Origin of the sequence: Rhizobium croatiense, assembly GCF_019793465.1 — a bacterium.
GTDB classification, from domain to species: domain Bacteria; phylum Pseudomonadota; class Alphaproteobacteria; order Rhizobiales; family Rhizobiaceae; genus Rhizobium; species Rhizobium croatiense.
Genome location: NZ_JAILYJ010000004.1, coordinates 324,246 through 346,017 on the forward strand (window position 1 = coordinate 324,246; position 21,772 = coordinate 346,017).

General features: G+C 61.7%; 18 protein-coding genes. 8 read left to right on the top strand and 10 right to left on the bottom strand.

The window, feature by feature from the left end; genetic code table 11:
* Positions 1–54 precede the first annotated feature (54 nt).
* Together K6M89_RS09485 and K6M89_RS09490 are read right to left on the bottom strand one after the other, a co-directional pair.
* On the bottom strand, positions 55–1,611 hold the full coding sequence (locus tag K6M89_RS09485) for an amino acid permease (RefSeq protein WP_222139245.1): 1,557 nt from the start codon (positions 1,609–1,611) through the stop codon (positions 55–57).
* Between the two features lie 116 nt (positions 1,612–1,727).
* A complete protein-coding gene (locus K6M89_RS09490; protein ID WP_097578989.1) occupies positions 1,728–2,501 on the bottom strand; it encodes an N-formylglutamate amidohydrolase in 774 nt (257 codons plus the stop codon).
* Positions 2,502–2,670: 169 nt separating this feature from the next.
* Between K6M89_RS09490 and K6M89_RS09495 the strand changes: the two genes are divergently transcribed.
* The 5 genes from K6M89_RS09495 to K6M89_RS09515 all read left to right on the top strand — a co-directional run bounded on the left by K6M89_RS09495 (position 2,671) and on the right by K6M89_RS09515 (position 7,660).
* On the top strand, positions 2,671–3,543 hold the full coding sequence (locus tag K6M89_RS09495; RefSeq protein ID WP_097578767.1) for a MurR/RpiR family transcriptional regulator: 873 nt from the start codon (positions 2,671–2,673) through the stop codon (positions 3,541–3,543).
* Positions 3,544–3,732: 189 nt separating this feature from the next.
* Positions 3,733–4,836, top strand: a complete 1,104-nt coding sequence (locus tag K6M89_RS09500) for an ABC transporter substrate-binding protein (protein ID WP_097578765.1) — start codon at positions 3,733–3,735, stop codon at positions 4,834–4,836.
* A gap of 71 nt (positions 4,837–4,907) precedes the next feature.
* On the top strand, positions 4,908–5,801 hold the full coding sequence (locus K6M89_RS09505) for an ABC transporter permease (protein ID WP_222139246.1): 894 nt from the start codon (positions 4,908–4,910) through the stop codon (positions 5,799–5,801).
* Positions 5,798–6,586, top strand: a complete 789-nt coding sequence (locus K6M89_RS09510) for an ABC transporter permease (RefSeq protein WP_222139247.1) — start codon at positions 5,798–5,800, stop codon at positions 6,584–6,586. The genes K6M89_RS09505 and K6M89_RS09510 overlap by 4 nt, the downstream gene beginning before the upstream one ends.
* Before the next feature lie 12 nt (positions 6,587–6,598).
* Positions 6,599–7,660, top strand: a complete 1,062-nt coding sequence (locus K6M89_RS09515; RefSeq protein WP_183836998.1) for an ABC transporter ATP-binding protein — start codon at positions 6,599–6,601, stop codon at positions 7,658–7,660.
* A gap of 76 nt (positions 7,661–7,736) precedes the next feature.
* On the opposite strand, the gene K6M89_RS09520 is transcribed toward K6M89_RS09515, so the two are convergent.
* The 5 genes from K6M89_RS09520 to K6M89_RS09540 form a co-directional block, all read right to left on the bottom strand.
* Positions 7,737–8,738 carry an ABC transporter ATP-binding protein gene (locus K6M89_RS09520; RefSeq protein ID WP_222139248.1) on the bottom strand — a complete coding sequence of 334 codons (1,002 nt, stop codon included), beginning with the start codon at positions 8,736–8,738 and terminating at the stop codon, positions 7,737–7,739.
* A 10-nt stretch (positions 8,739–8,748) separates the two neighbouring features.
* Positions 8,749–9,810, bottom strand: coding sequence for a Gfo/Idh/MocA family protein (locus K6M89_RS09525; RefSeq protein ID WP_222139249.1), 1,062 nt, complete (start codon positions 9,808–9,810; stop codon positions 8,749–8,751).
* Complete coding sequence (locus K6M89_RS09530; protein ID WP_222139250.1) at positions 9,807–10,646, bottom strand: carbohydrate ABC transporter permease; 840 nt, start codon at positions 10,644–10,646, stop codon at positions 9,807–9,809. Before K6M89_RS09530 ends, K6M89_RS09525 begins: the two co-directional genes overlap by 4 nt.
* Before the next feature lie 9 nt (positions 10,647–10,655).
* Positions 10,656–11,603 carry a carbohydrate ABC transporter permease gene (locus K6M89_RS09535; RefSeq protein WP_222139251.1) on the bottom strand — a complete coding sequence of 316 codons (948 nt, stop codon included), beginning with the start codon at positions 11,601–11,603 and terminating at the stop codon, positions 10,656–10,658.
* A 211-nt stretch (positions 11,604–11,814) separates the two neighbouring features.
* Positions 11,815–13,074 carry an ABC transporter substrate-binding protein gene (locus K6M89_RS09540; protein WP_222139252.1) on the bottom strand — a complete coding sequence of 420 codons (1,260 nt, stop codon included), beginning with the start codon at positions 13,072–13,074 and terminating at the stop codon, positions 11,815–11,817.
* A 526-nt stretch (positions 13,075–13,600) separates the two neighbouring features.
* On the opposite strand from K6M89_RS09540, the gene K6M89_RS09545 reads away from it, so the two are divergent.
* Both K6M89_RS09545 and K6M89_RS09550 read left to right on the top strand, forming a co-directional pair.
* A complete protein-coding gene (locus K6M89_RS09545) occupies positions 13,601–14,485 on the top strand; it encodes a glucosamine kinase nucleotide-binding domain-containing protein (RefSeq protein ID WP_222139253.1) in 885 nt (294 codons plus the stop codon).
* Positions 14,482–15,246 (top strand): GntR family transcriptional regulator, encoded by a 765-nt coding sequence (locus K6M89_RS09550; RefSeq protein ID WP_016733629.1) that lies wholly within the window; start codon positions 14,482–14,484, stop codon positions 15,244–15,246. Before K6M89_RS09545 ends, K6M89_RS09550 begins: the two co-directional genes overlap by 4 nt.
* An 89-nt stretch (positions 15,247–15,335) precedes the next feature.
* Here K6M89_RS09550 and metH read toward each other — a convergent pair whose 3' ends face one another.
* The gene (gene metH, locus K6M89_RS09555; RefSeq protein WP_222139254.1) at positions 15,336–19,109 is read right to left on the bottom strand and encodes a methionine synthase; all 3,774 of its coding nucleotides are present in this window, start codon (positions 19,107–19,109) and stop codon (positions 15,336–15,338) included.
* 168 nt (positions 19,110–19,277) lie between these two features.
* On the opposite strand from metH, the gene K6M89_RS09560 reads away from it, so the two are divergent.
* Positions 19,278–20,537 (top strand): AGE family epimerase/isomerase, encoded by a 1,260-nt coding sequence (locus tag K6M89_RS09560; protein ID WP_222139255.1) that lies wholly within the window; start codon positions 19,278–19,280, stop codon positions 20,535–20,537.
* Between the two features lie 39 nt (positions 20,538–20,576).
* Here the strand turns inward: K6M89_RS09560 and K6M89_RS09565 are convergent, their stop codons facing one another.
* Complete coding sequence (locus tag K6M89_RS09565; protein WP_029531405.1) at positions 20,577–21,071, bottom strand: heme-degrading domain-containing protein; 495 nt, start codon at positions 21,069–21,071, stop codon at positions 20,577–20,579.
* 89 nt (positions 21,072–21,160) lie between these two features.
* Positions 21,161–21,772, bottom strand: coding sequence for a flavin reductase family protein (locus K6M89_RS09570; RefSeq protein ID WP_222139256.1), 612 nt, complete (start codon positions 21,770–21,772; stop codon positions 21,161–21,163).

A 21,772-nucleotide genomic window follows, 5' to 3' on the forward strand; every position in this document is an offset into this window, starting at 1 on the left:
CCGGTGGCGGGGCCGCAGGAGCGGCCCCGCCATTCGAGAGGGAAGTGTCGACGCCTAGTTTTCGCCGCTTTCGCCGACAGCCGCTTCGGCAGCCGCGATCTCGGCTTGGCGCTTTGCCACTTCAGCACCGATCGGCGGACCCTTGAAACGGCGGCTTTCGAAGCCGAACCAGACGATCGCCGTGACCACGAGGAAACCGACGGTGATATAGAGCGCCCATTCGTTCGGCGGCTGGATGCCGAGAACGAAGATCAGGATCATCGCGATGACGCTGAGCACTGCGAAGAGCTTGAACATGCCTTCGCCGAGATTCCACGGCCCCATCTTGTCCCACTTCGCTGTCCCCCAGGCGAACAGGCCGAGCGTGATCGGGATCGCGAAGGAGAAGAACAGGAAGATGACCGTGCACGAGACAACGATTGTATAGACCGGCGTATCACCGATCGACACCAGCGAGGAACCCCAGACGAACAGGACCGACAAGATCGAACCGGTCCAGATCGCAGCGACCGGCGTGCGGTACTGTGGGCTGACTTTCGACAGCGCCTTCGACGCCGGCAGGCCGCCGTCGCGCGAGAAGGCGAAGATCATGCGCGAGACCGAAGTGACGGTCGCTAGGCCGCACAGCCACTGGCTGATGAAGATCGCGAGATAGAGGATGTCCTTGACAACAGGATTGACCTGGCTGTCCATCGCCCAGAAGAACACGTTCCAGCCCTGTTTTGCCGCGTCGTCCATGTTCGGTAGCATAAGGACGAAGGCGCACAGCATGATATAGCCGAACAGCGCCGACCACAGCACCGACGAAACCATGCCGCGCGGAACCGATTCTGCGGCTTTGACCGTCTCTTCCGAGGTATGGGCCGAGGCGTCATAACCGGTGATGGTGTAGATCGGCAGCAGCAGTCCGAGAAGGAAGACCCAGGCGCCCGAGGTGGAGGGCCAGACGTTGCCGCCGGCTTCACCGGAATAGTTGGCGAAGGTGAAGAGGCGACCGAACTCGTAGGAGGGAGCCGCGATCAGGCAGACGACCGCCAGCGCGATCGAGCTTGCGAAGATCAGATAACCCGAAAAGTCGGTCAGCTTCGCGGTCAATCCGATGCCCATATGGTTCACCAGCGCCTGCGCGCCGGTGATGATCACCAGGAAGATGATGCGCACCGTCGTCGAATCGGTCAGCCCGAGATAGGTGGTGCCGAACGACCCCATGAAGAAATAATAGGTGCCGACATTGATGGCGCCGAGCACGGTGACGAGGCCGAGCAGGTTGAACCAGGCGGTCAGCCAGCCGGTGAAGCGGTTGCCGAGGATCGAGCCCCAGTGATAGAGGCCGCCGGCCGTCGGATAGGCCGAGCTGATCTGCGCCATGGCCACGGCGAAGACGAGCGAGATGAAGCATCCAACAGGCCAGCCGATGCCGATGGCGGCTCCGCCGGCACCGGAGGTCGCCTGCGCCAGCGAATTGATGCCGCCGGAGAGAATGCAGATGATGGAGAATGAGACGGCGAAGTTCGAGAACGAGCTCATGCGTCGTTCGAGTTCCTGGGCATAGCCCATGGAATGCAGGATGTGCACATCCTGCTTCTTGTCCAGTTCGGAATAATCCGACATGACTTCCCCCTGTTCACGATCGGCCGCGGGATTGCGGGCCGGTTCAGTGCCAATTGCCCGCGGCATTTGCGCCGTGCGGACGTTCGCAGTTAGACTGCTCCCTCGGGTCTTCTTTTTTATCGGGCGTCCAGGCTTTGCTGGAGCAGCCCCGTTAGATAGTCGGCCATGACCCCTTGGCCGACATCGTCTGCGATGAGGTCGTTGCGGACCTCGATCATTACATTGCGCAAGCCGTTCGAAAGCCCGTGCAGGATCAGCGTGTGGGTCACGCCATCCTCGGGTCCGTAGGGCTGGTTGCGTTCCGTCCTGTAAAGCGGCGCCCCGGCGGCAGCCTCCAGCATCCGGTCAGCAAGGCGGCTGTCCTCATCGTGCAATATGCCGAGTTCCACCGGGCGCTCACGGCCGTGATAGACCGGTGTGAAGCTGTGGATCGTTACGATGACGCTGTCTTGCGCCCTCGCCCGCCGATCGCGGATCAACCTGCGAACGGCGTCGTGAAAGGGCACGTAGAGGGCGTCGGTGCGCGCCAGCCGTTCTTCGGCGGTCAGATCCTTGTTGCCGGGAATGGCATAGATCTCGCTTTTCTCAGGCATGGCGCCAGGCGAGCTCGGCGGCCGATTGCAATCGTAGATGAGCCGGGAGAAACGCTGGTAGACGAGCGTCGCATCGAGCCCCCGCGATATGCCGCGGGCGACTGAAAGCGCCCCCGGATCCCAGGCAATATGGCTCGCGAGTGCTTCGCCTGGCAGGCCAAGATCGCCGAATTGGACGGGGAGCGTATTCGAAGCATGCTCACAGACGAGAAGCACCGAGCTCCGGCCGCCGGCGCGTTCGATCCCGACGCAATCGCCGTCGGCTTCACTGAGAATTTTCGGCCGGGCCAGCACCAAGGGCGCCACTCCTTAACAAATTCCTTATAAGAAAAGAATTCTTCAGGTTCCGACGAGTGTCAAGCATTCCCTGAAAATTTCTTTTCATGACAGTAGTTGACATGGATTGTGACAGCGTTGTTAACTTCGATTGGGAAAATGGCGCCAGACCATCCCGGGGAGCAATCAGGTGACAGTTGCGTCGAAGACGGTTTCGGACGTCATACACTCGCATTTCGGGCTGTTGACGCGTGCTGAAAAGCAACTGGCCGAAAGCCTTCTCGACAATTATCCGGTTTCGGGCCTCGGCAGCATCACCACAATCGCCGAGAATGCGGGGGTCTCGACGCCGACCGTGGTGCGCATGGTGCAGAAGCTCGGCTTCAAGGGCTATCCGGACTTTCAGGCGCACCTGCATCTGGAGGTCGAGGCGACCATCTCCAACCCGATCGCCAAGCACGATCGCTGGGCGCAGAACGCACCGGGCACCCATATTCTCAACCGTTTTGCCGATGCGATCATGGGCAATCTGCGCCAGACGCTGACTGACCTCGACACCGCGACCTTCGACAGCGTTGCTTCGCTGCTTTCCAATCGCAAGCGCGGCCTCTATTTCGTCGGCGGCCGCATCACCGGCGCGCTTGCCGAATATTTCTTCACCCATATGCAGGTGATCCGGCCGGCGACGACGCTGCTGTCATCCAATTCCAGCAGTTGGCCGCAATATGTCCTCAACATGAATGCCGGCGACATTCTGATCATCTTCGACATCCGCCGCTACGAGCAGGAGATGGTGAGTCTCGCCACCGCCGCCCGCAAGCGCGGCGCCGAAATCGTCGTCTTCACCGATCAATGGGGTTCACCCGCCGCCAAACTTGCCCGCCACGCCTTCCGCGTCCGGATCGAAGCGCCCTCGGCCTGGGATTCCTCCGTCGTCACTCTTTTCATCGTCGAGGCGCTGATCGAGGCCGTTCAGAACTCCACCTGGGACGAGACGAAGGAGCGCATGAAGACACTGGAAGGCCTGTTCGAGCAGACCAAGCTTTTCCGCAAACCGGGCTAGGAGGACAAGACCAAAGGGAGGAAAAACAATGGCTGATTTTTACGGAAACAGATCGCGCTGTCGCAAATGATACATCTGTCACAAGCGCCTGCTATTCATGCAAAACCACCGTCATGCAGCCGTCACACAAGCTTCATGTAAGCTCATTAACAGCATCGCCAGACACTGAAAACCCGAAGGAGAACAACAGTGATCTCTAACATTTCTCGACTTCTGTCGCTTTCTACTGCGATGATCGTGGCTTCGACCGCGATTGCCGCTGCAGAACCGAGCGCAGAACTTATCGCCGCCGCCAAGAAGGAAGGCACGCTGACCACGATCGCTCTTCCGCACAGCTGGTGCGGCTATGGCGACGTCATTGCCGGCTTCAAAGCGAAGTATGGTATCGAAGTCAACGAGCTGAATCCGGATGCAAGCTCGGGCGACGAAATCGAAGCCATCAAGGCCAACAAGGGCAATACCGGCCCACAGGCCCCCGATGTCATCGACGTCGGCCTCTCCTTCGGCCCGTCCGCCAAGAAGGACGGCCTGATCCAGCCTTACAAGGTTTCCACCTGGGATTCGATCCCGGACAGCGCCAAGGATGCTGAAGGCTACTGGTACGGCGACTATTACGGCGTTCTCTCGTTCCTCGTGAACAAGGACCTCGTCAAGGAATCGCCGGCCGACTGGGCAGATCTGAAGAAGAGCGACTATGCAAACAGCGTCGCGCTGGCAGGTGATCCGCGCAGCGCCAACCAGGCTGTCCAAGGCGTTTATGCCGCTGGTCTTTCCGCATCGGGCGGTGACGCCGCCAAGGCGGGCGAAGAAGGCCTGAAGTACTTCGCCGAGCTCAACAAGAACGGCAATTTCGTGCCTGTCGTCGGCAAGGCTGCGCCCTTCGCACAGGGCTCCACGCCGATCATCATCGCCTGGGACTACAACGCGATGTCCTGGGGTGAAAGCCTGAAGGGCAATCCTCCGTTCGAAGTCGTCGTTCCGAAGACGGGCGTCGTCGCCGGCGTTTACGTCCAGGCAATCTCCGCCTTCGCTCCGCACCCGAATGCTGCCAAGCTCTGGATGGAATATCTCTATTCCGACGAAGGTCAGCTTGGCTGGCTGAAGGGCTATTGCCACCCGATCCGCTTCAACGATCTTGCCAAGAACAACAAGATCCCGAAGGAACTGCTCGACAAGCTGCCGCCGGCAGCAGCCTATGAAAAGGCCGTCTTCCCGACGCTCGAAGAGCAGGCCGCCGGCAAGGAAACCATCACCAAGAACTGGGATAGCGTCGTCGGCGCCAACGTTAAGTAAACTCCGATCCGGCCTCCCCGCCCTTAAAGGCGGGGAGGTTTCCTCACTCCGATGCCCAGGATGAGCTTTTCATGAGTACCGTTTCAACGCCGATGGTGAGCAGCGCCCCCTTGATCAACAAAGACCGCGTGATCGACTGGCTGGGCATTACACCCTTCATCATTTTCTCTCTGCTGTTCCTGATCATCCCCACGCTCTATCTCGTGGTGGGCGCATTCCTGACGCCCGAGGGCGATTTCACGCTGAAGAATATCGGCGATCTTTTTACTCCATCGATCATGAGCGCCTACTGGATCAGTATCAAGGTCTCGGTGGCGTCCGCTCTCGGCGGGGCAGTGATCGGCTTCTTCCTCGCCTGGGCCGTCGTGCTTGGCGGCCTGCCCGCCTCGGTGCGCTCGACGCTGCTGACCTTTTCCGGCGTCGCCTCGAATTTCGCCGGTGTGCCGCTCGCCTTCGCCTTCCTGGCAACGCTCGGCCGCACCGGCCTCGCGACGGTCTTCCTGCGGGAATGGTTCGGCTTCAATCTCTACGGCACCGGCTTCAACCTGCTATCCTTCTTCGGTCTCACCATCACCTATATGTATTTCCAGATCCCGCTGATGGTGCTCATCCTGACGCCGGCACTCGACGGCATGAAGAAGGAATGGCGCGAGGCCTCGCAGATCCTCGGCGCCACCAACCGCCAGTACTGGACGATGGTTGCCCTGCCGATCCTCTGGCCGAGCCTGCTCGGTACCACGCTCCTGCTCTTCGCCAACGCCTTCGGCGCCATCGCCACCGCCTTCGCGCTGACCGGCAGCTCGCTCAACATCGTGCCGATCCTGCTCTACGCGCAGATCCGCGGCGACGTTCTGCACAACGCCAATCTTGGTTACGCCATCGCGCTCGGTATGATCGTCATCACAGGCGTCTCCAACGTCCTTTACCTCATGCTGCGCATGCGCGCCGAGCGGTGGCAGAAATGAAAACACAACGCCTTGGAGCCTGGATCGCCATCATTCTCGGCGCGTCCTATTTCATCATTCCGCTGATCGGCACCATCGAGTTTTCGCTGCGCATGCGCCGCGGCGAATACAGCTTCGATGCCTACCAGTCGGTCTTCTCGGACGCCCAGTTCCGCGAAACCTTCGGCTACTCCATGCTGATGGCGCTGCTGACCATCATCTTCGGCATGCTGCTCGTCGTGCCGACTGCCTATTGGGTGCGGCTGCGGCTGCCGCAGATGCGCCCGGTCGTCGAATTCATCACGCTGCTGCCGCTGGTCATTCCCGCGATCGTCATCGTGTTCGGCTACCTCAGAATGTACAACTCGTCGTCCTACCTGCCCTTGACGGGTTCGACGACCGGCACGAACGCCCTGCTGGTCTTCTCCTATATCACTCTGTCGCTGCCCTACATGTACCGCGCCGTCGATACCGCCATGCGCGCCATCGACGTCCGCACGCTGACGGAGGCGGCCGAAAGCCTCGGCGCCCGCTGGACGACCATCATGTTCCGCTGCATCTTCCCTAATGTCATGAGCGGCGTGCTCTCCGGCGCCTTCATCACGCTCGCGATCGTCATGGGCGAGTTCACCTTCGCCGCCCTGCTCAACCGCCCGGCCTTCGGGCCCTACCTGCAGCTCGTCGGCGCCAACAAGGCCTATGAGCCTTCGGCGCTCGCCGTCATCGCCTTTTCGATCACCTGGCTCAGCATGGGCCTGCTCAATCTCGTTTCCCGTTTCGGCAAAGCCCGCCCGGCAAAGGCTTAAGGTAACTGGCTCATGTCTTTTCTCACACTGAACAATCTCCAGAAATCCTTCGGTCCGGTCCAGGTCGTCAAGAATTTCAACATGAACATCGAGAAGGGCGAATTCATCTCCTTCCTCGGGCCGTCGGGCTGCGGCAAGACGACGGTGCTGCGCATGATCGCCGGCTTCGAAACCCCGACCGGCGGCACGCTGACCATCAACGGCAAGGACCAGAGCGCGCTGAAGCCGAACCAGCGCAATATCGGCATGGTCTTTCAGGCCTATGCGCTGTTCCCCAACATGTCCGTACGCGACAACGTCGCCTTCGGCCTCAAGGTCGCCGGCGCCCCGAAGCCTGAGATCGACGCCCGCGTCAAGGAAATGCTCGGCCTGATCAAGCTCGATCACCTGGCCGACCGCTATCCCTACCAGCTGTCGGGCGGCCAGCAGCAGCGCGTAGCACTTGCCCGCGCGCTCGCCGTCAAGCCGCAGGTGCTGCTGCTCGACGAGCCGCTGTCGGCCCTCGACGCCAAGATCCGCGTTTCGCTACGCGAGGAAATCCGCCAGATCCAGCAGCAGCTCGGCATCACCACGGTTTTCGTCACCCATGATCAGGAAGAGGCGCTGTCGATCTCCGACCGTATCGTCGTCATGAATGCCGGCAAGGCCGACCAGATCGGCTCGCCATTCGAGATCTACAACAAGCCGGCCACGCGTTTCGTCGCCTCCTTCGTCGGCACGCTGAACCTCATCGAGGCCAAGGTCGTTGATCCTGACGCCAACCTCATCCAGATCGGCGACCAGAAGATCACGCTGAAGCAGTCGGTCGCGGCCCATAAGGCCGGCGAGACCATCTCGCTGGCGCTGCGCCCGGAAGCGGGCTCGCTCTCCGACACCGCCAGAAGCGATACGGCGCTGACCGGCCAGGTCGTCTCGGCCCACTTCCTCGGCTCGGTCATCCGCACCCGCATGAATGTCGGCGGCAACGTCATCTCCTTCGACATGTTCAACAGCCCCGGCGTCACTCCGCCGCAGGCCGGCGAAACCGTGACGCTGCGTTTCATGGCGGCTGATCTACTCGTCATCCGCGACTGATTTCGCGCACACCGTTCATGCAAAAGGGCGCCGCGAAAACGGCGCCCTTTTACATCGCTCGGAATGATGGGATCGTTCAGCGGATCGCCCGATCGTCCGCATCGAAGCGATGCACGCGCGCCTGATCCGGCGTCGCATAGACGATCTCGTCGGGCTTGTACTGGTGCTCGCCGAAGAGGCGCGCCGTCAGCAGGCCGTACTGATCGGATTCCAGATAGATGATCGTGTCGGCGCCGAGATGCTCGACATGCACGACCTTCGCCGCCCAGCTCCCCTGCTCGCGCGACAGCGTCATATGCTCGGGACGCACGCCGATCGTCTTGGCGCTGTGGTCGCCGACCTTCTCCCCCGCGATGAAATTCATCTGCGGCGAACCGATGAAGCCGGCGACGAATACATTGGCCGGGCGATTGTAAAGCTCCATCGGCGAACCGATCTGCTCGATCGTGCCGGCATTCAGCACGACGATCTTGTCGGCCAGCGTCATCGCCTCGACCTGGTCATGGGTGACATAGATCATCGTCGCCTTCAGGCTACGGTGCAGCCGGGCGATTTCGAGGCGGGTCTGAACGCGCAGCGCCGCATCGAGGTTCGACAGCGGCTCGTCGAACAGGAAGAGTTCCGGTTCGCGCACGATGGCGCGGCCGATCGCGACGCGCTGGCGCTGACCGCCGGAGAGTTCGGCCGGACGCCGTGCCAGATAGGGCGCGAGCGACAGCATGCCGGAAGCCTTGCCGACACGGCTGTCGATCTCGTTCTTGGGCGTGCCCGCCTGCTTGAGGCCGAGGCCCATATTGTCCTTGACCGTCAGATGCGGATAAAGCGCATAGGACTGGAACACCATGGCAATGCCGCGCTTGGCCGGCGGCGTCAGCGTCTCGTCGCGGCCATTGATGACGACGGCGCCCGAGGTGACATCCTCGAGGCCTGCAATGCTGCGCAAGAGCGTCGACTTCCCGCAGCCCGACGGCCCGACGAAGATGACGAATTCGCCGTCTTTGACTTCAAGGTCGATGCCCTTCAGCACTTCATGCGTGCCATAGGTCTTGCGGATGGATTTGAGTTGAAGCGATCCCACTGATTTTTCCTTACAATCTGACCGGCTGGCCGGTACGCACGCTCTCGTCGGCGGCAAGGCAGATGCGCAGCGACGCCACCGCATCCGCCATATGGCGGTCGAGGTTGAGATCCTCGCGGATCGCCCTCAGCATGAAGGCCTGTTCCAGGTCGCAGAGCGCCTGATGACCGGGCTCGCCCGTCATCCTCATATCCTGGTCGGGCCGGATGAATTTGCCGTCCGGGCCGGTCTCGGCCGTGTGTAGACGGATCACCGAGGTTTTGGTGTGCGTGTCGATATCGTCGGACTTGGCGTTCGGATCCATGACGATCGACACCGCCCCCTTCGGCGACATCACGTCCTTCACGAAGAAGGCGGTCTCCGAAATCATCGGCCCCCAGCCGGCCTCGTACCAGCCGACCGAACCGTCTTCGAAAAGCACCTGCAGGTGGCCATAATTATACATCCCGGCGACGATCTCATCGGAGAGCCGCAGTCCCATGCCGCGCACTTCGACCGCCCTGGCATCGGTGATCTGGCACATGACGTCGACATAATGCACGCCGCAATCGACGATCGGTGAGGTCGTCTGCATCAGCGACTTGTGCGTCGCCCAGGTCGGGCCGCTGGACTGCTGGTTGAGGTTCATGCGGAAGACGTAAGGCGGGCCAAGCTTGCGCGCTTCCTCGATCAGCTTCGTCCAGGACGGGTGATGCCGAAGGATATAGCCGATCACCAGCTTGCGCCCCGCCTTCTTCGCCGCCGCCACGACACGCTCGGCGTCGGCGACAGTGGTCGCCAGCGGCTTTTCGACGAAGACATGGCAGCCGGCCTCGAAGGCGGCGACGGCATAATCGGCATGGCTGTCGGAATAGGTGTTGATCGAGCAGAGGTCCGGCTTCAGCTCTGCCAGCGCCGTCATGAAATCGGGATGGATCGTATAGGCCTGCAGCTCGGGCTCCAGCTTCGGCGTCGAGCGGTTGACGAGACCGACGATCTCGAAGCCGGGATTGTTGTGATAGGCAAGCGCATGGCTGCGGCCCATATTGCCGAGACCGGCAACGAGAACGCGGATCGGTTTTTCCTGGCTCACTTGACGGCTCCCGAGGTGATGCCGCGGATCAGCTGCCGCGAGAAGATGACGTAGAGGACGAGGATCGGCAGGATCGCCAGCGACAGTGCCGCCAGCACCGCATTCCAGTTGGTGACGAACTGGCCGATGAAGATCTGCGAGCCGAGCGTGACCGTCTTCGTGGCCTCGGAGGGCGCCAGGATCAGCGGGAACCAGAGATCGTTCCAGATCGGGATCATCGTGAAGACCGCGACGGTCGCCATGGCCGGCCGCACCAGCGGCAGCACCAGACGGAAGAAGATCGCGTATTCGGAAAGCCCGTCGATGCGCCCGGCATTCTTGAGATCATCGGAAACCGTGCGCATGAATTCCGACAGGATGAAGATCGCCAGCGGAATGCCCTGCGCGGTATAGACGAGGATCAGCGCCGTCAGCGTATTGACGAGGCCTGCCGCCACCATGCCCTGCAAGATCGCCACGGTGCCGAGACGGATCGGGATCATGATGCCGATCGCCATGTAGAGACCGAGCAGCGCATTGCCGCGAAAACGATATTCCGACAGCGCAAAGGCGGCCATCGCGCCGAAGAGCAGCACGAGCAGGATCGAGATGATCGTCACGATGAAGCTGTTCTGGAAATATGTGGCGAAATCGCCCTGGCCGAGTACGGTCTGGTAGCCGACAAGGCTGAAGGTCGACGGTGTCGGGATCATCAGCGGCTCGCGGAAGATCGAGGCGCGATCCTTGAACGAGTTGACGATGGTCAGGAAGACAGGAAACAGCGCGACCAGCGTGTAGGCGGAGAGCGCCAGATGCACGAGGCCGGTGCGGATGGGAGATGTGCGTGCCGTGGACATGCGCGCTCCTCAGAACTGGTAGCGACGCATGCGCCGCTGGATGACGAAGAGATAGAGCGAGACGCCGGCGAGGATGATGAGGAACATCACGGTAGCGATCGTCGCGCCCATCGAGCGGTCGCCAAGCTGCAGCTGGAAACCGAAGAAGGTGCGGTAGAGCAGCGTGCCGAGAATGTCGGTCGACATGTCAGGCCCGGCCAGCGCTCCCTGCACGGTGTAGATCAGGTCGAAGGCATTGAAATTGCCGACGAAGGTCAGGATCGAGATGATGCCGATCGCCGGCAGGATGAGCGGCAGCTTGATCTTCCAGAATTGCGCCCAGCCGGTGATGCCGTCGCATTCGGCCGCCTCGATCACCTCTTCGGGAATGCTGAGCAGCGCGGCATAGATCAGCATCATCGGGATGCCGATATATTGCCAGTTGGAGATCAGCGACACGGCGATCAGCGCCGATCCGGGCTTGCCGAGCCAGGGCGCGAACAGGAATTTCAAACCGATGAGATCGAGCATCCAGGGCGCCACCCCCCAGATCGGCGACAGGATCAGTTTCCAGATGAAGCCGACGATGACGAAGGAGAGCAGCGTCGGCAGGAATATCGCGGTGCGGTAAAAGGCCACTCCGCGCAGCTTCGGCACCGAAAGCAGGGCAGCAAGCGCAATGCCAATCGGGTTCTGCACGCACATATGGATGGCGAAGAAGATCAGGTTGTTGACGAGCGCATTCCAGAAATCATGCGCCCAGCGCGGATCGCCGAACAGCACCTTGAAATTCGCGAGCCCGACGAAGGCCGGCTGACCGTCGACGGTATTGTAGAGCGAAAGCCTGAGCGTCTCTATGAGCGGCAGCACCATGACGGCGGAATAGACGATCACCGCCGGCAGCATGAAGACGAAGATGTGCCAGCGCACCGGGCGCTTGATCGGGACGATATCGATCGCCTTGTCGGTTTCGCTCATGGCTTTTGCCTGTTCTTGTCGAATGGCCGCGAGGCGCAGCTGAGATGGAAAATTTGCTCCCGCCCTAACCCTCTATCCGCCTGGGAAGAGGGCACGCGCCCTGATGACATTGGGCTCTGGGAGGTCGCTGCGAGTCTCCTTCTCCCCGCGAGCGGGGAGAAGGTGGCCGGCAGGCCGGATGAGGGGCTGCAAACGCCGCCCCTCCGCATCATCACTTGGCCGGCTTGTACCAGCTGTCGAGGCCCTTCTGGAGCTTTTCGGCAGCGACCTTCGGCGTATCTGTGCCGTTGATCACGTTGGCCGACTCGACCCAGGTCTCGTTTTCAAGGTTCGGCGTGCCGCGCGACAGGATCTGATAGGTCGAGCGCACGGTCGACTTGAACGGACCGCGCCAGGAAACGAATTCTTGAGCGAGCGGATCGGACATCTTGACCGGGTTGGAGTTCAGGCTGAAGAAGCCCGGCAGCGCATTGGCATAGATATCGGCGAACTCGGGCGAAGCGACCCAGCTGAGGAATTTCTTGGCTTCCTCGGCATGCTTACTCTTCGAATTCAGGGCAACGCCGATGTCGGGATGGTCGGAAATGTAGCCTGTGTCGCCGGCCTTCGGAACCGGCGGCGGGAAGGCGCCCATCTTGAACTGAGCCTGCGTGTTGAACAGCGCAATCTCCCAGGAACCGGCCGGATAGATCGCGGCGCGGCCGAGCGTGAAGAGGTTCTGGCTGTCCGAATAGGTCTGGGCTTCGAAACCGTCACCGAGATAAGGCTTCCACTTGGCAAGCTCCTCGAAGGGCTTGACCCATTCCGGATCGGTCAGCTTCTGCTTGCCCGCAATCAGGGCTTGGCGGCCCTCTTCACCCTTCCAGTAGTTCGGGCCGATGTTCTGGTAGCCCATGGTCGCGGCTTCCCAGAGATCCTTCGTACCCATGGCGAGCGGGATGTAGGTGCCGTCGGCCTTGATCTTGTCGAGCGCTGCGTAGAACTCGTCCTGCGTCTTCGGCACGGAGATGCCGAGCTTGTCGAAGGCATCCTTGTTGTAGATGAAGCCATGGATGACCGATGCCATCGGCACGCAGAAGGTCGACTTGCCGTCGTCGGTGGTCCAGGCGGCCTTGGCGACCGGTGAGAAGTTCTCCATGCCAGGTAGGCTGGTGATGTCGACGAGCTGCTTCTTGTTGAAGAGTTCGAGCGAGGCGTCGAACGGACGGCAGGTGATGATGTCGCCTGCGGAGCCGGCATCGAGCTTGGCGTTCAGCGAGGCGTTGTATTCGGTCGGCGCGGTCGGCGAGAAGACGATCTTGATGCCCGGGTTCTTCGCTTCGAAGGCCGGAATGATCTTCTCCTGCCAGATCTGCAGGTCGTCATTGCGCCAGCTTTCGACTGTCAGCGTGACGTCGGCGGCATGCACGAGACCGGCCGACGTCAGAAGGCTGGAGGCAAGCAGCAAGCTTTTCAGAGCAGTGTTTTTCATTTCCCTCTCCTGGGTTTTGAGCGCCGCAAGGCGCTGTTTTCGATCTGAAACAAGCAGTTGGCATGCTTGAGGAAACACCCAACGCCTCTTGGAGGGCCGCCAGCACCTGCCGGCCCCGAAAGCTCGACGGACGCAAAGGCGAATCGCTTGCGGCCGGACTGCGCGCTGCCCCATCACCTGCATCGGGCGCGGCAAAATCGATCGGGAAAAGCCGATGGATGCTGAACTTCGCCACCGGCCTGACGGGCGGCGGTCGTTCTCGATCATCCTCGAAGCGGTTCCGGCTTCTTAGCTGCCGGTTTTCGTTGGCTTCGATGTGCTGTTCCCTTTTACCGAATTAAGGCCAAAAAAATACCAATTGTCCAGTCGATTTTAACTTTTCGCCCTCAAAAAATTTATTTAAAAATTTTTGCCAATAAAATCAATATGATAAAAAGACGAATTTTCTCCATATTTCCCACTTGGTAAATGGTATTTTTTTGGTATTGTATTAAAAAACACGGGGAACGGCATATTCGGAGGCGCGATGACGGAGCTTGCAATCGGCATAGACGGCGGCGGAACGAGCTGCCGGGCCGCAGTGGCGGATGGAAACGGCAATATCATCGGCCGCGGCAAAGCAGGCCCGGCCAATATCCTGTCCGACCTGGAAAACTCTCTTCGCAACATCGTCGAATCCGCCCGGCAGGCGTTGCGCGATGCCGGGCTTGCCGATGAAACAATCTCGTCGGTTGCCTCGGTCGTCGGTGTCGCCGGCGCCAATGTCACGGATTATGGCCAGCGAATCGAAAAGGCCCTGCCCTTTGCCGAAGGCCGCGTCGTCACCGATGCGCTGATCGCCCTGCAGGGCGCGCTCGGCGACTCCGACGGCATCGTCGGCGCCTTCGGCACAGGCTCGGTCTATAATGCCCGCAGGAATGGCCGGCTGAATGGCATCGGCGGCTGGGGCTTCGTCGTCGGCGACCAGGCGAGCGGCGCCCGGCTCGGCCGCGACCTCATGGAACGATCACTGCTCGCCCATGACGGCGTGCGTCCGGCTTCTGCGATCACCGAAGCGCTGATGGCCGAATACGGCAACGATCCGGAGCGCGTCGTCGAATTCGCGCATTCGGCAAGACCGATGGATTTTGCCCGCTATGCACCTGTTGTCTTCGACCATGCGGCCAAGGGCGATGCCGTCGCGGTCGGCATCGTCACGGTTGCGGCAACGGCGATCGGCGAAAGCCTTGACGCACTGCTCTGGCCCGAATGCCCATCGATCTGCCTGCTCGGCGGCCTTGCCGGAGCCTATGAGCCATGGCTTTCCGAACGTTACAGATCGCGGCTTGCCAGCCCCAGGGGCGATGTCCTGCAGGGTGCGGTGGAACTCGCCGTCAAGCTTTTGAACGACCGGCAGAGAGGTGCGGCATGACCGACGACCTCGCTACCCTCCTTTCCCTGCAGCGCCTGCAGGCCGCCGGCACCGGCCCGCTCTATGTCAAGCTGCGCCGCACGCTCGAAGAGGCCGTGCGCACCGGCACGCTCGGTCACGGCGATGCGCTGCCGCCGGAACGTGATATCGCCGAATTTGCCGCCGTCAGCCGCGTCACCGTGCGCAAGGCGATCGACGAACTCGTCGCCGACGGCCTCTTGGTGCGCCGCCACGGCTCCGGCACCTTCGTCGCCAAACCGGTTTCAAAGGTCGAGCAGCGCCTTTCGCAGCTCACCTCCTTCACCGAGGACATGGCGCGCCGCGGCATGACTTCCCGCTCCGAATGGCTGCACAAGGGCGTCCACACCCCCTCGCCCGACGAGATGATGATCCTCGGCCTCGGCACCGACGTGAAAGTTTCGCGCCTCTCCCGCCTGCGCATCGCCGATGATCAGCCGCTGGCAATCGAGAATGCCAGCGTCTCCGGTGAATTCCTGCCCGATCCGTCCGTCGTCACCAATTCGCTCTACGCCGAACTCGAACGCCTCCAGGTCCGCCCCGTGCGCGCGGTGCAGCGCATTTCCGCAACCAATATGAAGGAAGCCGACGCCCAGCTTCTCGGCGTCCCCGTCGGCGCCGCCGGCCTGTCGATCGAGCGCATCTCCTATCTCGGCTCCGGCCGCGCCGTGGAATTCACCCGCTCGCTCTATCGCGGCGACGCCTATGATTTCGTCGCCGAGCTGACGATCGGGGTGACCTGACGGAGCCGGGAAGTGAACCACTTCTCAGCTTACCATTCATTCAATCGATCTCTGAATACGGCGCCTCCAGCGACTGCCAAGACTCGGCATTATGCCGCGTCCTCGATCTCCTCGTCCGCCTTACGCGGCACGTAGTTCAGCACCGGCCCGAGCCAGCGCTCGACCTCGGAAACCTCCATTCCCTTGCGCTTGGCATAGTCTTCCACCTGATCGCGCTCCACCTTGGCGACGCCAAAATAATAGGAGTCGGGGTGGCCGATATAGAGGCCAGACACGGACGAGCCGGGCCACATCGCGTAGCTTTCCGTCAGCTTCACGCCCGCGGCATGTTCCGCATCGAGCAACTTGAAGAGCGTCTTTTTCTCGGTGTGGTCGGGCTGAGCCGGATAGCCTGGCGCCGGACGGATGCCGGCATAGGCTTCGCCGATGAGGTCCTCATTGCTGAGGTGCTCATCCCTGGCATAGCCCCAATATTCGCGCCGCACCTGCTCGTGCATGCGCTCGGCAAAGGCTTCGGCAAAGCGGTCGGCCAGCGCCTTGACCAAGATTGAGGAATAATCGTCGTTCGCCCGTTCGAAGCGTTCGGCGATGGCGATCTCCTCGATGCCGGCCGTCACGACGAAACCGCCGACATAATCCTGCACACCGCTTGTGACAGGTGCGACGAAATCGGAGAGGGCCACATTCGCCCGTCCGTCCCGCTTCGAAAGCTGCTGACGTAGCGTGTAGAAGGTAGCCAGCTCCTGGCTGCGGCTCTCGTCAGTGAAGAGGCGGATATCGTCGCCGACAGCGCCGGCCGGCCAGAAGCCGATGACGGCGCGCGGCCGGAACCACTTCTCGTCGATGATCTTCTTCAGCATCGCCTGCGCATCGGCCCAGAGCGCCCGCGCCGCCTCGCCCTGCTTCTCGTCCTCGAGGATGGCCGGGAAACGGCCGCGCAACTCCCAGGTCTGGAAGAACGGCGTCCAGTCGATGTACTTCGCAAGGTCGGCCAGATCGTAATCCTCGAACACCCGCGTGCCGAAAAACTGCGGCTTCGTCGGCTGGTAAGCCGACCAGTCGATCTTATGGGCATTCTCACGCGCCCGCGGCAATGGCAGCCGCACCTTCTCGGCTTCGCTGCGCGCATGGGCGGCCGCCACCTTGGCATATTCGGCTCTTGTATCGTCGACATAGCCCTGGCGCGTCTCCGGCGACAGCAGCGCCGAGACGACGCCGACCGCGCGGCTTGCATCGGTGACGTAGATCGCCTGGCCCTTGTTGTAGCCGGGATGGATTTTCACCGCCGTATGCACGCGGCTGGTGGTCGCGCCGCCGATCAGCAGCGGGATCTCGAAACCCTGACGCTCCATTTCGGCCGCCACATGCACCATCTCGTCGAGCGACGGCGTGATCAGGCCGGAAAGGCCGATGATATCGACCTTCTCGGCGATTGCCGTTTCGAGGATCTTCGTCGCCGGCACCATGACGCCGAGGTCGACGATCTCGTAATTGTTGCAGGCCAGGACGACGCCGACAATGTTCTTGCCGATATCGTGCACGTCGCCCTTGACCGTCGCCATCAGGATCTTGCCGGCCGAACGACGTTCTTCGCCGCCGTTGAGGCGCTTTTCCTCTTCCATATAGGGCAGCAGCACGGCGACCGCCTGTTTCATCACGCGCGCCGACTTGACCACCTGCGGCAGGAACATCTTGCCCGAACCGAACAGATCGCCGACGACGTTCATGCCGGCCATCAGCGGCCCTTCAATGACGTGCAGCGGCCGGGCGGCCTGCTGACGCGCCTCCTCGGTATCGGCTTCGATATATTCGGTGATGCCGTTGACCAGCGCATGTTCGAGGCGCTTCTCGACACTCCATTCGCGCCAGGAGAGGTCCTGGACGCGGCCTTCCCTTGCACCGGCGCCACGGAAGCGCTCGGCCACTTCGAGCAGCCGCTCGGTGCCGTCGGGCCGGCGGTTCAGCACCACGTCCTCGCAGGCCTCGCGGAGTTCAGGATCGATGTTGTCGTAGACCGCCAGCTGGCCGGCATTGACGATGCCCATGTCCATGCCCGCCTGGATGGCGTGGTAGAGGAACACGGCGTGCATCGCCTCGCGCACCGGCTCATTGCCGCGGAACGAGAAGGACAGGTTCGAGACGCCGCCGGAGATATGGACGAGCGGCATGCGCTCGCGGATCGTCCGCGTCGCCTCGATGAAGTCGACGCCGTAATTATTGTGCTCTTCGATGCCGGTCGCCACCGCGAAGATGTTCGGGTCGAAGATGATATCCTCGGGCGGGAAGCCGATCTTTTCGGTCAAAAGCTTATAGGCGCGTGTGCAGATTTCCACCTTGCGCTCATAGCTGTCAGCCTGCCCCGTCTCGTCGAAGGCCATGACGACGACGGCAGCGCCGTAATTGTGCAACAGCCGCGCCTGGGCGAGGAAATTCTCCTCGCCTTCCTTCAGCGAGATCGAGTTGACGATCGGCTTGCCCTGCACCCGCTTCAGGCCGGATTCGATGATCGAGAATTTCGAGCTGTCGATCATCACGGGCACGCGGGCGATATCGGGCTCGGCGGCGATCAGGTTCAAGAACTCGACCATCGCCTTTTCGGAATCGATCAGGCCCTCGTCCATGTTGATGTCGATCACCTGGGCGCCGTTCTCGACCTGATCGCGGGCGACATCGAGCGCTGCCGTGTAATCGGCATTGGTGATCAGCTTGCGGAACTTCGCCGAGCCGGTGACGTTGGTGCGCTCGCCGACATTGACGAAGGGGATGTCCTTGGTCAGCTCGAAAGGTTCGAGGCCCGACAGCGACATGAAGGGGCGATGCTCGGGAATCGGCCGCGGTTTATACTTGGCGACGGTCTCGGCGATCGCCTTGATATGTTCAGGCGTCGAGCCGCAGCAGCCGCCGACGATGTTGACCAGGCCTTCGCGCGCGAAGCTGTCGATCTGGGCCGCCATCAGCTCCGGCGTTTCGTCATACTGGCCGAATTCGTTCGGCAGGCCGGCGTTCGGATAGGCGCAGATGAAGGTGTCGGCGACGCCCGAAAGTTCCTGCAGATGCGGACGCATCGCATTGGCGCCGAGCGCGCAGTTGAGCCCGATCGTGAAGGGATTGGCGTGGCGCACCGAGTTCCAGAAGGCCGACGGCGTCTGGCCGGAGAGCGTGCGGCCGGAAAGGTCAGTGATCGTGCCGGAGATCATCACCGGCAGGCGCACGCCCTTGGCCTCGAAGCGCTCCTCGCAGGCGAAGATCGCCGCCTTGGCGTTCAGCGTGTCGAAGATCGTCTCGATCAGAATGATATCGGCGCCGCCGTCGATCAGCCCGTCGATCTGCTCGCCATAGGCGGAGCGCAGATCGTCGAAGGTGACGGCGCGGAAACCCGGATTGTTGACGTCGGGCGAGATCGAGGCGGTGCGGTTGGTCGGGCCGATGGCGCCGGCGACGAAGCGGCGGCGGCCATCCTCACGCTCGGCGCGCAGAGCCGCGCGGCGGACGATCTCGGCGCCCTCCTTGTTGAGGTCGTAGACGGCGCCTTCCATCGCGTAATCGGCCTGCGCGATGCGGGTCGAGGAGAAGGTGTTGGTCTCGAGAATATCGGCGCCGGCCTTGGCATAGCGGTAGTGGATCTCTTCGATCGCATCCGGCTGGGTCAGGATCAGAAGGTCGTTATTGCCTTTCTGATGGCAGGCGCAGCCGATGAAGCGGGTGCCGCGGAACTGGTCTTCGTCATAGCCGAGCCCCTGGATCTGCGTGCCCATGGCGCCGTCGAGGACGAGGATGCGTTCGCTCGCGGCTTTGCGCAGCGCTGCGAAAACTTCATTGCCGTCACGCTTGCCCGTTTCCGGACCAAAGAGGTTGTCAAACACGGGAGGCTCCTTGACGTCGTAAGACCAGACAGTCCAAATCACATAAAGATATCTTTATGTCAATATATGCCTGTCGATTTCGTGCTTTGCAAGCCTCGCCAGATGACAGGCTTGAACGGCCTCTATATAGGCAATTGATACGCATTGCCCACAAATCGGAGGAGTATCATGGCACCCGCAACCGGCAACGCTGCGCTTGGAAACTGGACGAGCCGCGCCTATCATCGCGCCTGGCTGCTTGACCAGGCAAACGGCCTCTTCGATTTCTTCCAGCACAATTCGGTCAATCCCAGGGGCGGCTTCTACGACCTCGACGATACCGGCAAGCCGCTCGACGCCGAGGGGCAGATCCGCAGCATCCATATTGCGGCGCGCGCCGTGCATTGTTTTGCCATCGGCGCCCTGCTCGGCCGTCCGGGTGCTGCCGACCTCGTCGACCACGGCATGGACTATCTCTGGAACCATCACCGCGACCTAGAGAATGGCGGCTATTTCTGGTCGCTCGACAATAATGGTCCGGTCGACAGCAACAAGCAGGGCTACGGCCACGCCTTCGTGCTGCTCGCCGCCTCCTCCGCCAAGACGATCGGCCATCCGCTCGCCGACGGCATGCTTGCCGACATCACCGAGATCCTCAACACCAAGTTCTGGGAACCCCGCCACGGCGCGATCGCCGAGGAATTCACCGCCGACTGGCAGCCGCTCGACGGCGGCGCCTATCGCGGCCAGAACTCCAACATGCACCTGACAGAAGCGCTGATGGCCGCCTTCGAAGCGACCGGGGACAAGCAATACCTCACCAAGGCCGAAAGCATCGCCGATCTCGTCATCCGCCGCGCGGCCGGCTCGGTCGACTGGCGCGTCGCCGAACATTTCGACGCCGAATGGAAGCTCGACAAGCAATATTATCATCCGAACGAAATGTTCCGCCCGGCCGGTACGACGCCCGGCCACTGGCTGGAATGGGCCCGCCTCATCCTGCAGCTCTGGGTGCTCGGCGGCAAACGCATCGAATGGATGCCGGATGCGGCCAAGGCGCTCTTCGAGCAGTCGATGGCACTCGGCTGGGACAGCGACAAGGGCGGCTTCTTCTATACGCTCGATTGGAACGACACGCCCGCCAAGCGCAACAAGCTATGGTGGCCGGCCTGCGAGGGTGCCGCCGCCGCCCATTTCCTCAACGAGCATCTGCCGAGCGACTACCACGAGGAATGCTACCGCAAGATCTGGAACGTGATCGAGCGCGCCTTCATCGACCACAAGAACGGCGGCTGGCACGAGGAACTGACGGAGGATCTCGTTCCCTCGCATTCGCTCTTCCCCGGCAAGGGCGACATCTATCACGCCCTGCAGGCCTGCCTCATTCCGCTCTTCCCGGCAACCGGCAGCCTGACGAAGGGTATCGCCGAGGCCGGCGGCAGACTCTGAGGTTCACGTCCGACACCCGTCGGCGCAGCCAACGCCCGCTCAGAGCGGGGCAAGCCGCAGCGTATCCAGATCCTTCGCCAGCATCAGCGCCAGGGCCTCGACCACGAGATTATGGTCGTCGCGCTGCGGCAGGCCGGAGACGGTGACGGCGCCGATGCAGCCGGTGCCCTTGACGTTGATCGGAAAACTGCCGCCATGCGGCGCATAATCGTCGCCGGAAAGGCCGTTGTCCTCGACGGTCTTGCCGTCTTTTCTCAGCTTCAGACCGGAGGCATAGCTGCTGCGGAAATAGCGCAGCACCATGTTGCGCTTGCGGCGAACCCAGTTGACGTTGTCGGGCGTCACGCCGGGCAGCGCCGCATAGAAGACCGGCATCGAATGCAGGGTCACGTCGATCGCAACCCCGAGGCCGCGCTCGGTGGCGAGTTCTTGCAGGAGTTTGCCGAGCTGCCATGCCGTCGTCAGGTCGAAGGCGTCGAAACTCAGCGCTTTTTCCTGCTCCGCGATCCGGTTGAGATCGTCGTCGAGTGTCATGATAAGGCGCTCCTCTGCCGCAATGATCCGTTGCAGACCATTCTCGCCGCAGGCGGAAAAGTAAAGCAAAACTTGGACCTGCCCTGATGTCAGAACTTCGGCGTCAGCATCTCGAAACGGTCGCGTGTTGTGGTGCAAGTATCGCCGCCGAGGCGCGCAATGGCATCGATCGCGGCCGGATCGACATGCAGCCGTTCCGGATCGACGACGCCGTCGCGGTAATGTGCATAGACGATCTCGCCCATGATGATCTGCCGCGAGCGGCCAAGCTCGAGCGTCACATGCCGCCGGCACTCGAAGGCGGCCGGCGCCTCGGCGATATAGGGTGACGCCACCTTCTCGCCCGGCAGCGCCGTCAAGTCCGCTTCCTTCAGTTCGTCGACGCCGCGCGGATATTTGGCGCCGCAGACATGCATCGCCTCGGCAATGGCAAAGGAGACGATATTGACCGTAAAAACCTCGGTCATGCGGATATTGTGGCCGGTGTCCTTGAACGACATGTCGGCATTGTTCTCGACGCCGATCGCCAGGATCGGCGGATCGGCCGACAGGCAGTTGAAGAAGCTGAAGGGCGCGGCGTTGATCCGCCCGTGCTCGTCGACCGTCGTCACCAGCGCGATCGGCCGCGGAATGATCGTGCCGATCATCAGCTTGTAACGCTCGCGCTCGGAAAGCTCTTTGAAGTCGAAGGAAACGGCCAT

Excerpts from the sequence above, each read along its gene's own strand:
- K6M89_RS09530 (WP_222139250.1), bottom strand. The coding sequence starts at position 10,646 with ATGTCCACGGCACGCACATCTCCCATCCGCACCGGCCTCGTGCATCTG.
- K6M89_RS09515 (WP_183836998.1), top strand. The coding sequence starts at position 6,599 with ATGTCTTTTCTCACACTGAACAATCTCCAGAAATCCTTCGGTCCGGTC.
- K6M89_RS09485 (WP_222139245.1), bottom strand. The coding sequence starts at position 1,611 with ATGTCGGATTATTCCGAACTGGACAAGAAGCAGGATGTGCACATCCTG.
- K6M89_RS09565 (WP_029531405.1), bottom strand. The coding sequence starts at position 21,071 with ATGACACTCGACGACGATCTCAACCGGATCGCGGAGCAGGAAAAAGCG.
- K6M89_RS09550 (WP_016733629.1), top strand. The coding sequence starts at position 14,482 with ATGACCGACGACCTCGCTACCCTCCTTTCCCTGCAGCGCCTGCAGGCC.
- K6M89_RS09505 (WP_222139246.1), top strand. The coding sequence starts at position 4,908 with ATGAGTACCGTTTCAACGCCGATGGTGAGCAGCGCCCCCTTGATCAAC.
- K6M89_RS09545 (WP_222139253.1), top strand. The coding sequence starts at position 13,601 with ATGACGGAGCTTGCAATCGGCATAGACGGCGGCGGAACGAGCTGCCGG.
- K6M89_RS09510 (WP_222139247.1), top strand. The coding sequence starts at position 5,798 with ATGAAAACACAACGCCTTGGAGCCTGGATCGCCATCATTCTCGGCGCG.
- K6M89_RS09540 (WP_222139252.1), bottom strand. The coding sequence starts at position 13,074 with ATGAAAAACACTGCTCTGAAAAGCTTGCTGCTTGCCTCCAGCCTTCTG.
- K6M89_RS09535 (WP_222139251.1), bottom strand. The coding sequence starts at position 11,603 with ATGAGCGAAACCGACAAGGCGATCGATATCGTCCCGATCAAGCGCCCG.
- K6M89_RS09560 (WP_222139255.1), top strand. The coding sequence starts at position 19,278 with ATGGCACCCGCAACCGGCAACGCTGCGCTTGGAAACTGGACGAGCCGC.
- K6M89_RS09570 (WP_222139256.1), bottom strand. The coding sequence starts at position 21,772 with ATGGCCGTTTCCTTCGACTTCAAAGAGCTTTCCGAGCGCGAGCGTTAC.